Raw genomic sequence first — 13,087 nt, 5'->3', positions numbered from 1 at the left:
CGTCCAGCGCGACGGTCAGGTTGCCACGGGCGAACGAGATCGGCTCCTCCAGATCCACGACGCGCCACGCAGCGACGGCCACCGGGACCACCAGCCCCGGCGCCAGTGCCGCCAGCACCCGTCGCCCGCCCGGGCCAAACCGAACGTACAGGGCGCGTGGGTCGCGTGGTGCGATGCTGGTCAGGCACCCGCCCACCGACGCCAGCCCGACCATCCCGGCCTGCGCCCGCGTGAGGACCGCTTCGACCAGCCGATCCGGCTCCCAGAGCGCCCGGCTGCCGATGAACAGATCGCGCGTGGTAGCGGCGTCGATCAGGGCCGTGTCGGCGGGCGTCCCATCCAGCAGGATGTCGAGCCGCTTGGCCCGGCTGGTGACCAGTTCGGGATCGACCGCCCCGCTCGCCAGGGTCGCCGCCGCCAGCCCTGCCACCGTCCCCTCGACCATCGTCGAGAAGACGTTGTTGGTGCCGGTCGAGATCGGAAGCAGGGGCACGTCGCCGCTGCCGGCTGCTACGGCCCGGTTGGTGCCGTCGCCGCCGAGCGTGATGATGCAGGCTGCGCCGCGCTCGGCCATCCGGCGGGCGGCCTCCGCCGAATCGCGCGGGGAGCCGGTCGCCGGCATGTCGAGCACCTCGGCCTCCAGCGAGACGTGCAGGCCGTCGAGCGCCCGCACCCCGAGCGCGTCGGTGTCCGGCATGATGAGGACGTGCGCGCGGCCCAGTGTGCCCCCGAGCGCGTCCACCGCCCGGATGGCGCGCCGCAGGATGTTCGCCTTCTCGCTGGTGTCGAACACCGAGCCCTGCGCGACGAGGCGGCGGATGTCCTTGCCCGAGGCCGGGTTGGCGATGATGCCGATGATGCCGTTGCTCATGGTCGTGTGGACCGGGCGGCGGCCCGGCCCCTCCCCGGCTCACACCTTGCGGTGCGAGCCGTGAATGAGCGGGATCTCCCGAACAGCCAGCCCGGGAGATCCTGCGTCTGGCCGCGCGGGTCTAGCCGGCCGCCATCGCCATCGTCGGCGTCTCAGCCGACACCGGCAGGCCCATTGCCGTCTGGGCGGCCCGCACGATGGCGGATGCCGAGGGCACGTACAGGTCTTCCAGGGCCGGGCTGAACGGCACGATGGCGTGCGGCGCGGTCACCACCTGGGGCGGCCCGTCCAGGAAGTCGAAGGCCTGGGTTGCGGCGAGCGTTACCAGGTCGCCAGCGATGCTGCAGCGTGGGTTGTCCTCATCCACGACCACCAGCCGATGGGTCTTCCGGATCGACTGCAGCAGCGTCTCGGTGTCAAGCGGCGAGAGGGTGCGCGGATCGACCACCTCCGCCTCGACGCTGTGCTCGCGGGCCAGCCGCTCGGCGGCCTCCAGCGCCAGCATCACCATCCGACCGACGGCGATGATGGTCAGGTCGGTCCCGGTCCGCTTGATGTCGGCCTTGCCCAGCGGGATGACGTACTCGCCCTCGGGCACTGGCCCCTTCGCGTTGTAGAGCACTTTGTGCTCGAAGAAAATCACCGGATCGTCATCGCGGATGGCGGCGGCGAGCAGGCCCTTGGCGTCGGCTGGGGTGGACGGGACGACCGTCTTCAGGCCCGGCATGTGGGTGAAGACGGAGTAGTGACAGCCGGAGTGCTGCCCGGCCGCCCTGGCCCCGGCGCCGATCATGGTCCGGATCGTGACCGGGACGCGCGCCTTCCCGCCGAACATGTAGCGGAGCTTGGCACCCTGGTTGAAGATCTGATCCATACAGACGCCGAGGAAGTCCACGAACATCAGCTCGGCGATCGGGCGCAGGCCGGTGGCCGCCGCCGTCATGGCCGCGCCGATGAACGCCGACTCGCTGATCGGCGTGTCCAGGACGCGCTCGCGCCCGAACTCCTGCACCAGCCCGTGGGAGACGCCCATCACGCCGCCCCAGGCCTCCTTTCCTTCCCCTTCGATATGCGACAGACGCGCACCGCCAGCGACGTCCTCGCCGATCAAGACGACATTCGGGTCGCGCCGCATCTCGAGGCGCATGGCCTCGTTGATGGCGTCGCGGAACGTGATGACACGGTCCGTCATGATGCTCTCCCGTCAGGCGTTGTTGGCGTGTCAGACGTTGGTGAGGCCTCAGGCGTCGGCGACGTCTCAGGCGTAGGTGACGTCTCAGGCGTAGGTGACGTACACGTCGGTCAGCAGCTCGGATGCGGCAGGGTACGGATCCTCCTTGGCCTTCGTCACTGCCAGCTCGACGGCCTCGGTCGCCCGCTGCTCGATCCGGTCGAGGTCTTCCGGGCTGATCAGGCCGCGCTCGACGACGCGCTTGCGGAACTGCGTGAGGGGATCTCGACGGCGGTACTCCTCCAACTCCCGCGGCGTGCGATACAGGATCGCGTCGCCCTGGAAGTGGCCGTAGTACCGGAACGCCCGTGCTTCGATCAGCGAGGGGCCCTCACCGCGACGTGCCCGCGCAATCGCCTCGCCCACCGCCTCGTGCACGGCGAAGATGTCGCAGCCGTCGATGAGCAGGCCGGGCATGTTGTAGGCCGAACCACGCTCGGCGATGTCCTTGGCCGCGCAGTGGTAGAACCACGGCGTGCTCTCGGCGAACAGGTTGTTCTCGCAGACAAACACGATAGGCAACCGCCAGATGCTCGCGAGGTTCATCGCCTCGTGCATCGTGCCCTGCTCGGCTGCGCCGTCCCCGAAGAAGCAGAGCGTGACCGCGCCGGTCTTCTGCAGCTTGTTGGTCAGGGCTGCGCCGCAGGCCATCGGGCCGCCGCCGCCGACGATGCCGTTCGCGCCGAGCATCCCCTTGTCCACATCGGCGATGTGCATCGAGCCGCCCTTGCCCTTGCAGGCGCCGGTCGCCTTCCCGAACAGCTCGGCCATCATCGGCGCGACCGGGACGCCCTTGGCGATACAGTGGCCGTGGCCGCGATGGGTGCTGGTGATGGTGTCCCGGTCGGTCAGGTGGGCGCACGCCCCGACGGCAATCGCCTCCTCGCCGGCGTACAGGTGCACGAATCCGGGCAGCAGGCCCTCGGCGAACAGCTCCGCCACCCGATCCTCGAACGTCCGAATGAGCGTCATCCGCTCGTACATCCAGATGAGCGTCTCTCGTGTCAGCTCAGCCATGCGATCCTCCAGTCAGACGCCGACCGCGGAGTGGCTGGGCGCCAGTGGCCCTGGCAGCGAGCGGGGTGGTGGGACCGCCGCGGGGCGCGGCAGTGGCCGTTGCCGTGACGGCCGCTGCTGGCGGCGATGGCGGTCCTCCGACGGTGGCGGTCCGCCGGCCCATGCCGCTGCTGGCCTGCATGACGCCTGGCTCCGAGGGTATCGTGACACGCGGACCTGACCGGTCAGGTTGCCGAAGGTAACCCTGACGTCAACGTTTTGCCGTGCCAGTCAACCCGTTGCGTTGATTCGGGGTCAGCAGTCGCCTCTCGCCTGCACTGATGTCCCGACGCTGCGCCCGAGCCTACGTCCCTCTGGACTCCAAGAACTCCAGGAACCGCGCCACGGTCAGCACCTCGATTCCGTACCCACGACGCACGTCCTCAGGCATGACCTGATTCACGTCTCGCCACACGCTCCTGACGGGCTTCCTCGGATGCGAGGGTGATCTCGTACTCGATCTCGTCGGGAGTCAGCTCCGTGGGAACCCGTGCACGGATCCTTGCGAGGGCAGCCTCAACCTCGGAGGTCTACTCGCCGGACTCGCCTTCGGCTTCGACCTCGCGGCGCAGCACCTCGTTCAGCCGCTCGCCCAGCCGATGAAGCACCGGCGCCTCGGCCCCCGCTCGCGCAGCAATGGCAAGCTGTGCCTCCAGCGTCTCCTGCTCGGCAATCGCGGCGAGCATCTGTTCAAGGTCACGATGGTGCATCAACATCGCTCGCGCCCTCCTCTCTCAGCTGTGGGGGCTGGCCCGTCGGGCCGCCGTCGAGCATCCGCAGCAGCACCAGCGAGCGGTCCACCAGGTCGTAGATCGTCCCGCCATCATGGATGGTGCTGCCGGGCACGATTGCTGGCCGCGCCGTATCGACGAGCACGTCCCAGCGGTCGGCGACCAGCCCGACGTTCGGCAGCGTGAACGGCGCGGCCTCGCCAGACGGGTTGAGCAGCAGCAGCAGCGTGTCCCCGACAATGCCCCGCCCACGTTCGTCCAGCTCGTTGATGAGCGAGCCGACCATCAGCAGGCCGATGGCCCGAGACGCCACGGTGCTCCAGGCTTCGTCGTGGATCTCCAGGCCGCTCGGATCGAGCCAGGTCAGGTCTTTGGCCTCGCTTCCCCGAATATGGCGGCCCTGGAAGAAGTGCCGGCGGCGCAGGACCGGTTGTTCGTGACGAATCTGGATGATGCGCTGCACGAACTGGAGCAGGTGGCGCTGTGACTCGTCCAACCGCCAGTCCAGCCAGGACAGTTCGCCGTCGTGGCAATAGGCGTTGTTGTTCCCCAGCTGCGTCCGCCCGATCTCGTCGCCGTGCGAGAGCATCGGGACGCCCTGCGAGAAGGCGAGGGTCGCCAGGAAGTTGCGCTGCTGCCGCCAGCGCAGGTCGGCGATGGCAGGGTCGTCCGTCGGCCCCTCGACGCCGTAGTTGCAGGCCAGGTTGTTGGTCTCGCCGTCGCGGTTGTTCTCGCCGTTGGCCTCGTTGCGCTTCTGCTCGTAGGACACCAGATCGGCCAGTGTGAAGCCGTCATGGCAGGTCACGAAGTTGATGCTGGCGTATGGCCGCCGACCGTCATCCTGGTACAGGTCCGAGGAGCCGGTCAGGCGAAACGCCAGCTCTCCAAGACGGCCGGGATCGCCGCGCCAGAGCCGGCGGACGGCGTCTCGGTACTGGCCGTTCCACTCGGTCCAGAGGACCGGGAAGTTCCCGACCTGATAGCCACCCTCGCCAACGTCCCACGGCTCGGCGATCAGCTTGACGCGAGACAGCACCGGATCCTGGTGGATGATGTCGAAGAAGGCCGAGAGCCGGTCCACCTCGTGCAGGCCGCGCGCCAGCGCCGACGCCAGATCGAAGCGGAAGCCGTCCACGTGCAACTCGCCGACCCAGTAGCGGAGACTGTCCATGATCAGCTTGAGGACCTGCGGATGGCCGGCGTTGAGGCTGTTGCCGGTGCCGCTGTAGTCCACGTAGTAGCGGGGGCGGCCATCGGCAAGGCGGTAGTAACTCTGGTTGTCGATGCCCCGGAAGCTGAGCGTGGGACCGAGGTGATGCCCCTCTGCCGTGTGGTTGTAGACCACGTCCAGGATGACCTCGATGCCGGCCGCATGCAGGGCTTTGACCATCGCCTTGCACTCGCCAACCACGCCAGACGGCTCGTGCGCCGACGCGTAGCGGGCCTCTGGCGCGAAGAATCCGAGGGTGTTGTAGCCCCAGTAGTTCTTGAGGCCGCGCCGCACCAGTTTGTGCTCGTCCACGAAGGCGTGGATCGGCTGCAGCTCGATGGCCGTGACGCCGAGCCGCTGCAGATGCGCGACGGCGGCTGGCGACGCCAGGCCGGCGTAGGTTCCGCGCAGCTCCGGCGGCACGTCCGGATGTCGCCGGGTGAATCCCTTGACGTGGGCCTCGTAGATGACCGACCGATACCAGGGGACATCCGGCGGCGCGTCGTCGCCCCAGTCAAATGCCGGATCCACGACCACCGAGAGCGGCTTGCCCCAGGCGTCATCCTCCTCGTCCATGACGAGGTCGGCGTCGGGATCGGGGCCGGGGCGGTGTCCGAAGATCGGCGCGGTCCAGTCGACGCCTCCGGCCAGCGCCCGCGCGTACGGATCGATCAGCAGCTTGTTCTCGTTGAAGCGGTGGCCTTCCCGCGGGCGCCATGGCCCGTGCACCCGGTAGGCATAGAGATCGCCCGGCTGGACCTCGGGGACGTAGCCGTGCCAGACGTAGGCGGTGCGCTCGGGCAGGTGGATGCGCTCCAACTCGATGTCGGCCTGCGCGTCCGAGAACAGGCACAGCTCGACGTTGGTCGCGTGCTCGGAGTAGATCGCGAAGTTCACCCCATGGCCGTCCCAGGTCGCGCCGAGCGGGAACGGACGGCCCGGCCAGATCTTCATGGCAGCCTCCGAGACCACAAACGCCGCTGCCAGTTGGCAGCGGCGCCTTCACACCCTCAGCCAGAGTGTCCTGCAAGCGGGTTGCCGGGGAGGTTGCCGAGGGTGACTGGCGCGTTGCCCGGCAGACGGCGCGCGCCGGGCTGAATCTATCGTATCTGACAGGTTTTGACACCTCTCGCCACCCTCCTGACAGCCCAGCGGGCGCACAGTGAGACCAGGAGCAGCGTGCCTGTCGCGCTTCGACTACCAGGTTATGCACCTCGGGCCGCCGAGGCTGGCAACAGGGGGAGATCATGGACCCGTCAACACTCGTACACACGCAGTTGACCGCTGCCTGGAACGGCTGGTTCACCAGCCTGCTGGCGTCCTCACGGACGGCGACGGTCGTGGTGGTGGGCCTGCTGGTGGCGCTGATGGTCGTCGTCGAGATCGTCGAGCGAACGGTTCTCCGTCACGTCGTTGACGATCGGCCGACGCCGCCCGAGCCAGCCGCCCGGCCGGCCCTGACCGCGCTACCCCGAACGGACCCTGCCCCTGCGCCCCCCGAATGGCTGGCGCGCGCCGAACCTGCCATGATGTCCCTGGCCACGCGCCGGCCCGTCGCGAGCACGGCGCGCGTCAGCCTGGGGACCGATGTTCAACTGGTACACCGCGCCGACGTTCGCCACGTCGCTGCTGTTCTGCCTGCTGGCGGCCTACGTGGTGACGCGCAGTCGCCGCGATGCCGCCACGGTCGCCGCGGTTGTCGCCCTCATCTCGACTGCCGCCTACTTGCTTGGCGAAGCGATGGAGATGAACGCCCCGAGCCGCGACCTCTGGCTCATCTGGGGGCGTAGCCTCCGCTGGGGCGCGCCGGTCGCGCCGGCCGGCTGGTTCTGGCTCACCGCGCTCTTCCTGCGCGAGCAGGACAGCCCGACGATACGCCAGTTCCTGCGGCGCATCGGCTACCCGCTGGGCGGCATCCTGGCGGTCGGTTGCTTCGGCTTCACGGTCACGACGTACCTCGGCGATGCGCTCTGGAACTGGAGCGCCGCCACCTTCGAGGATGTCGATGGGCATGGCGTCCCCCGCTGGATCGCGCCGGTCGGTTGGATCTACCCCCTGTTCACGGCGTACCTCGTCCTGGCGGCCGGTGGCGTTGCCGCGAACCTGCTGCTGGCCTGGCGCGCGTCGCGCCGCGAGCGCGGTCACGGGCGGTTCTCGCTGCTGCTGTTGAGCCTCGCGCTGTTCATGCCCGAGTTCGGATCGCTGGTCGCCTACCACTGGCTCGGCCGGGCGCTGCCGACGTGGCTCAATCACCTGTCGCTGGCCGTGGCGATGGGCCTGATGGCGACCAGTGTCGCGGCGTACCACCATCTGCGCCACGGCCAGACCATTCGCGCCGATCTGGCGTATTTCGTCGCGACGTGGACCGTGCTGGGCGTCGGGTTTGTGCCGATCTTCCTGATGGTGAGCGGTGGATACAGCTTTCAGACCCTCGGGCTACTGGTGGTGACGACCCTGCTGATCCTGATCGGACACACGGTCAGCGAGCCGGTCCGCCGGGAGCTGGACCGGCTGTTCTTCGGCAGCGAGGTGCAGCGGCTGCGGTCAAGTCTCAGCCTCGTGGTGCAGGACGCGGCGCTGGCCCAGGACGAGACGTTTGGCGACTTGCTGACCCAGGCCAGGACCGAGCTTGACGAGGTCTCCGCCGAGCACATGGCCCGCCTCACCCAGGAGGCGCTTCGCCGCCTGAACGCCCCGGCGAGCCTCGCGGACAGCGCCCTTGCCGAGCGGCTGCCGGCCACGGTGGCGAGCGTGTTGCAGGCGGCCGGCCCCACGGACGGCGCACCCCTGGCGGCCGGCGCCGCCGCGGACGCCCCCACGGCGCTCGAACGCGCCCAGGCCTTGCGGACCGCGCTCTCGCAGGCTATCGACCGGCTGAAGCCCCCGGACGCCGAGCACGATCCGGGCGCGCCGGCGGCGCTGCAGTTTCACATCCTGCACGAGGCATATGTGCTCGGCCGGCCGAACCGACAGATCATGACGCGGCGCGGCATCAGCGAGAGCACCTTTCATCGCAACCGCCGTGAGGCTGTCGCGGTGCTGGCGCGCGAGCTTCATGAGCAAGAGGGGCGACTCCAGGCACAGGTCCAGGATGGCCTGAAGCGATAGGCATCTCTTGTCGCTTTATCGCGAGAGAGCGTGTACTAACCTGTCAGGTTCTCGTCAGGATTCGCACCGACGCGGGCGCGAGGCATCCCGCCCGGCCGCGCAGTGATGTTCCCGTATGCGAAGGTCTGCCTGAATGGCTGAAGGCCTGCCTAACCTGCCTGCGCCGCCGGGGGCACGATGACTGGCGGACATCCCAGCGTGGGATGGTGAGGACGGAGCCATGCGTTTAGGCGTCCGTGCCAAGCTCTTCATTGGATTCGGAGCAGTTCTCCTGCTGATGTGCGTGGTCGGCGGGGTCGGCCTGTACTTTCTCAGAGAGTCGTCCGGGGCGATCCACGAAATCTCGGAGACCGAAACTCCAGGCCTGATCGCCATTCTCGAAGCCCGGGATGACTTCCGCTCGATGCAGCGCGATACCCGCCAGATGATTCTGACCACGGGCGAGGCCGACGTGAAGGCGCTGGCCAGCTTCAAGGATGCTGACAAGACCTTCAACGATCACGTCGCGCTGCTCGACCGGATGTTGCAGACGGCGCAGGGCAAGGCCGTCCTGGCAGACCTGAAGGCGGCCTACGCGGCGTATCGCCCCGAGGCGCAGAAGGTCATCGACCTGGCCGAAAAGGATCAGATCGAAGCCGCGAACGCCCTGCTGCAAGGCCCGTCCGTCGCCGAGCCGAGCGCCCGCCTGTTGTCCGCCATCGACCGGCTGGTCGCCCAGAAGTCCGAGCGGCTGGCGGCAGTGGTCAGAGACGAAGAGGCGAGCGGCCGCATGGCCAACGCGATCGTGCTCAGCGCGCTGGCCGTCGCGGCGGTGCTCGGCCTGGGTATCGCGTATCTGATCTCCGGGGCCATTGCCCGGGGCGTCCACGACGTGCAGGTGACCCTGGACTCGCTCACGAACCGCTGCGCCACCGGCCTCGAGCGGGCGCTCGGCGCGATGGCGAACGGCGATCTGACCGTCGAGGTGGTCCCCGTCACGCCGCCTATCGCGCGCTACGGCACGGACGAGATCGGCGAGACCGCGCGGGTGACCAACCTGATGCGCGATAAGCTCGTCGCCACGATCCACGGCTACGAGCAGGCGCGTGCGGGCCTGCGGGCGGCCCTTGAGGAAGTTCGCGATGCCGCCCACGGTGTGGCTGGCACGTCTCAGCAGCTGGGGCAGGCTGCCAGCCAGACCAGCGAAGTGGTGCAGCATGTGACGGAAGCGGTCCAGCACGTGGCGCAGGGCTCGGAAGAGACCAGTATCGCCTCGCGCGGCACCAACGATGCCGTGGGGCAGCTTGGCGAGGCTATCGACGCCATCGCGAAGGGCGCCACGAGCCAGGCTCACCAGGTGCAGTCGGCGTCGAGCACGGCCGGGCAGATGGCGGCGGCGGTTGAAGAGGTGGCCAGCACGGCCCAGACGGTCGCAGCGGCCTCGCAGCAGGCCCGCACCTCGGCTGAGCAGGGCGCCCGGGCCGTTCGCGAGACCGTCGCCGGCATGGCCGAGATCGCTCAGGTGGTCACCTCGGCTGCGAACAAGGTCCACGAGCTGGGCAACCTGGGCGAGAAGATCGGGGCGGTGGTCGAGACCATCGACGATATCGCCGAGCAGACCAACCTGCTGGCCCTGAACGCGGCCATCGAGGCGGCCCGGGCGGGCGAGCACGGGCGGGGCTTCGCGGTGGTCGCGGACGAGGTCCGCAAGCTGGCCGAGCGCTCGCAGCGTGAGACCCGCGCCATCGCCGACCTGATCCGCGAGGTGCAGGCTGGCACTCGCGAGGCCGTGGGCGCGATGGAGCAGGGATCGAGCAAGGTCGAGGCCGGGTCGGCGCGTGCCGACGAGGCTGGCCGGGCGCTGGGCGAGATCCTGCGCGCGGTGAGCGTGACCGTCGATCAGGTGGCGCAGATCGCCTCGGCGGCGCAGGAGATGGCCGCGAACGCGCACGGCGTGGTTGAGGCGATGACCAGCGTGAGCGCCGTGGTCGAGGAGAACTCGGCGGCGACCGAGGAGATGGCAGCCCAGGCCGGGCAGGTGACGGCGTCGATCTCGTCGATCAGCCGGGCTGCTGCGAACAACAGCGCCGCGACCGAGGAGGTCTCGGCCTCGGCGGAGCAGATGTCGGCGCAGGTCGAGGAGATGAACGCCCAGGCCGAGGAGCTGGCGGCGACGGCCGAGCAGCTCAAGGGGCTGGTCGAGCGGTTCAAGATCGATGCGGAGAGCCGAGCAACGGCGCCCCGTCGGCCCGCCGAGCGGGCGTCGGCTCCGGCGCGCGGCGCGGCGGGCATTCGGCGGGTGGTCTAGCACCCGCCCCCAACCACCGGCACTCGGACAGGCCGGCGGTCAGAGACCGCCGGCCTGTCCGTGCGTCTGGCGTCCCTGAACGGCCTGCCCAGGCGGCCTCTTGCCGTGCGAGTGCCGCATCCGGACGGTTTTGTCCCAGAATGGACGCCGAGATTGTCCCAACGCAGGCCAGGACTGCGTTACCCTATGCACGGAGGGGATGGCCTGCACAGCGCGTTGCTCGAGGGGGGCGGCGCACTGCTCAATTTTCGTGATGGGGAGTCATCATGGTCCAAGCAATCGCCGTTGCGCCTGGGGAGCTGGCGCAGGCGGCCGTATCTGACGTGGTCTGGGAACAGGCCAACGCGCTGATCCAGGCGCACGATCCGCAGCCGCGTGTTGGGCGGCGGCGGACCAGCCAGCGACAGATTCTCGTCGCGATTGCCTACCGCGAGCTGACCGGCTGCGGCTGGAACCAGCTGCCGCGCGAGCTGGGCGACGACAGTACCGTGCACCGCACGTACAAGCGGTGGCAGCGGCTCGGGATTCTGGACGGGCTGCTGGCGACGCTGAGCCTCGACCGAGCGGGGTACCGCGCGCCGGCCTGATCTGGCCGACAACGTCTCGCGGAGCGGTGGTGCTGCCTGTCGCCGTCAGGAGGAGGCCGGCAGCGCCGTCGATCCAGGAGCGCCCGGGACGGTTTGAGCGGCCCGCCCGGGCGGGCGGCGACACGGCTCGTGGCCTGTCAGTCGTGAACGACCGAGTTGGACCTCTGCCGACGCTTCCCCCGTCATCCCGAGCGAAGCGACCCATTCGGCATGCTCAGGGCAAGCCCGATGATCCTCCCCCGTTATCCCAAGCGAGGTGAGGCTGCTCCCTTCACCGTCATCCCGAGCGGAGTGAGCGTGCGAACGCAGTCGAGGGATCTTCCTCACGCTACAGAAGGAGAAGATCCCTCTCCACTCCGCTCGTGCCTCGCCGCAGTCGGGATGACGGAGGGGAGGTCGTTCCTCGCTGCTGTCAGGTTGACGATGGGCACCGAGCAACTCTGCGATTCACGCTTGCCGAGCCGCTAGCCGGCGACCCGCCGCAGCAGATCGAGCGCGTTCTGCCCGGCGATCTTGCGGATCTGGGGGTCGTCGTACCCCCGCGCGATCAGTCCGCGAACGATGTTCGCGCCGTCGGCCGGCGATTCCAGCCCGTTCAGGTACGGTGCGGGGAACGGGCGGTCGGTTGCGCCTCGGTAGAGCGCCTGCCGGTGAAAGCCGACGTGGTCGCCGATCAGCGTGTCGGTGCCGATGCCGACGTGCTCGACGCCCAGCCGCTTGACCAGGTAGTCGTACTGGTCGAGGACGCAGGAGATGTCCTGGTCTGGCGCGCTGCTGAGCGAGTTGGGCACGGCAGTGACGCAGACGAGGCCGCCGCGCTCGGCGCAGGCCACGAGCTCGGCGTCGTCGCGGGTGCGCTGGGTGGGCCAGACGGCCCTGGCAGCGTTGTGGCTGAAGATGACGGGGGCTTGCGAGTGCTCGATGGCTTCAAGGGCCGTCCGCTGCCCGGCGTGTGAGAGATCGACGATCATGCCAAGCTCGTTCATGCGCCGGACGGCGAGCATGCCCAGCTCGCTGAGGCCGCCGTCGGCGCGCTCGGTCTGCCCGTCGCCGACGTAGGTCTTGCGGGCGTAGGTCAGGCCCGCCAGCCGGACGCCCAGCCCGAAGAGCACGTCGATGTGGTGCAGGTGCGCGCCCATCGCCAGGTGCTCGACGGTCGGGAGGAACCCGACCACCCCGCGCTGCTGGGCCGCGAGGATGTCCTCCGCGCTGGCGACCTTGACGACCTCGTCAGGGTGGTGGGCCAGGTCCGCGAGCATCAGCGCGATCTCGGTGACGAGGTCCGAGAAGTCGACCAGCGAGAGGTCTTCGGTGAACCCCATCGTGCTGAGGCCGTTGGCCGTGGCGACGGTAGACCAGCCGCCGGCTCGGGCCGCCTCGTAGCCCCAGGCGTACTCGCGGCTGCGGAAGTACGCGAACAGGTCGTCAATCGGCTCGGTCAGCACCTGGACGTGCTGATGCATGTCGAGCATGAGGAGGCCGTCCAGCAGCCGTTCGAAGCGCAGCTCCTGCTCGCGATCCAGCGGGACGCGCATCGAGGGCACCCGGCCGACCTGTGCCGCCAGGGTGAGAGCGTCGCTCCGGGCCATGGCCGTTGCCTCCTGACTGACAGCGTCGGGGGCAACGGTAGCATGCTCGACCAGCCCCACGGTAGCAACGACACCGGCGTCGCAGGGCGATTGCATGTTGATGTCGTCGTGCCGCCGCGTCGGGGCTTGAAAGCCCCGCCTACACTCATGCAGTCGCTGCGCGACGCCCCGGTCTCACCAGACGACGCCGTTTCCGGTGTCCGTCGCGCAGCGACGGAATGACTGTAGGCGGGGGTTTCAACCCCCGACCGCCCGTTCCATGATGCTTCGGGGACACCAATGAACATGCAATCGCCCTGAGTCACGAACCAGGGCGATTGCATGTTGATGTCGTCGTGCCGCCGCGTCGGGGCTTGAAAGCCCCGCCTACGATCCTGCAGTCGCTGCGCGACGCTCCAGTCGCACCAGTGCCTGCCG

At 69.0% G+C, this 13,087-nt stretch carries 9 protein-coding genes; 3 read left to right on the top strand and 6 right to left on the bottom strand.

The window, feature by feature from the left end; translation table 11 throughout:
- From IT306_12300 to glgX, 5 genes are all read right to left on the bottom strand, one after another.
- A partial coding sequence (locus tag IT306_12300; protein ID MCC7369200.1) for an NAD(+)/NADH kinase occupies positions 1-871 on the bottom strand: 871 nt, incomplete at its 3' end.
- A gap of 121 nt (positions 872-992) precedes the next feature.
- Positions 993-2,063 carry an alpha-ketoacid dehydrogenase subunit beta gene (locus IT306_12295; GenBank protein MCC7369199.1) on the bottom strand — a complete coding sequence of 357 codons (1,071 nt, stop codon included), beginning with the start codon at positions 2,061-2,063 and terminating at the stop codon, positions 993-995.
- A gap of 84 nt (positions 2,064-2,147) precedes the next feature.
- Positions 2,148-3,119 (bottom strand): thiamine pyrophosphate-dependent dehydrogenase E1 component subunit alpha, encoded by a 972-nt coding sequence (locus tag IT306_12290; protein MCC7369198.1) that lies wholly within the window; start codon positions 3,117-3,119, stop codon positions 2,148-2,150.
- Between the two features lie 569 nt (positions 3,120-3,688).
- Positions 3,689-3,874: a hypothetical protein gene (locus IT306_12285; protein ID MCC7369197.1), complete on the bottom strand. Its 186-nt coding sequence runs from the start codon at positions 3,872-3,874 to the stop codon at positions 3,689-3,691.
- Positions 3,855-6,053, bottom strand: a complete 2,199-nt coding sequence (gene glgX / locus IT306_12280; GenBank protein MCC7369196.1) for a glycogen debranching protein GlgX — start codon at positions 6,051-6,053, stop codon at positions 3,855-3,857. The genes IT306_12285 and glgX overlap by 20 nt, the downstream gene beginning before the upstream one ends.
- 633 nt (positions 6,054-6,686) lie before the next feature.
- On the opposite strand from glgX, the gene IT306_12275 reads away from it, so the two are divergent.
- From IT306_12275 to IT306_12265, 3 genes are all read left to right on the top strand, one after another.
- Entirely contained in the window at positions 6,687-8,207 is a 1,521-nt protein-coding gene (locus IT306_12275) for a hypothetical protein (GenBank protein MCC7369195.1), read from the top strand.
- 220 nt (positions 8,208-8,427) lie between these two features.
- Positions 8,428-10,494 carry an MCP four helix bundle domain-containing protein gene (locus IT306_12270; protein MCC7369194.1) on the top strand — a complete coding sequence of 689 codons (2,067 nt, stop codon included), beginning with the start codon at positions 8,428-8,430 and terminating at the stop codon, positions 10,492-10,494.
- A 266-nt stretch (positions 10,495-10,760) separates the two neighbouring features.
- Complete coding sequence (locus tag IT306_12265; protein MCC7369193.1) at positions 10,761-11,081, top strand: transposase; 321 nt, start codon at positions 10,761-10,763, stop codon at positions 11,079-11,081.
- A gap of 464 nt (positions 11,082-11,545) precedes the next feature.
- Here the strand turns inward: IT306_12265 and IT306_12260 are convergent, their stop codons facing one another.
- Positions 11,546-12,670 (bottom strand): membrane dipeptidase, encoded by a 1,125-nt coding sequence (locus tag IT306_12260; GenBank protein MCC7369192.1) that lies wholly within the window; start codon positions 12,668-12,670, stop codon positions 11,546-11,548.
- Between the last annotated feature and the right edge of the window lie 417 nt (positions 12,671-13,087).

This window comes from Chloroflexota bacterium (assembly GCA_020850535.1).
GTDB lineage: Bacteria > Chloroflexota > UBA6077 > UBA6077 > JACCZL01 > JADZEM01.
This window is presented reverse-complemented; position numbering and strand designations above follow the sequence as displayed.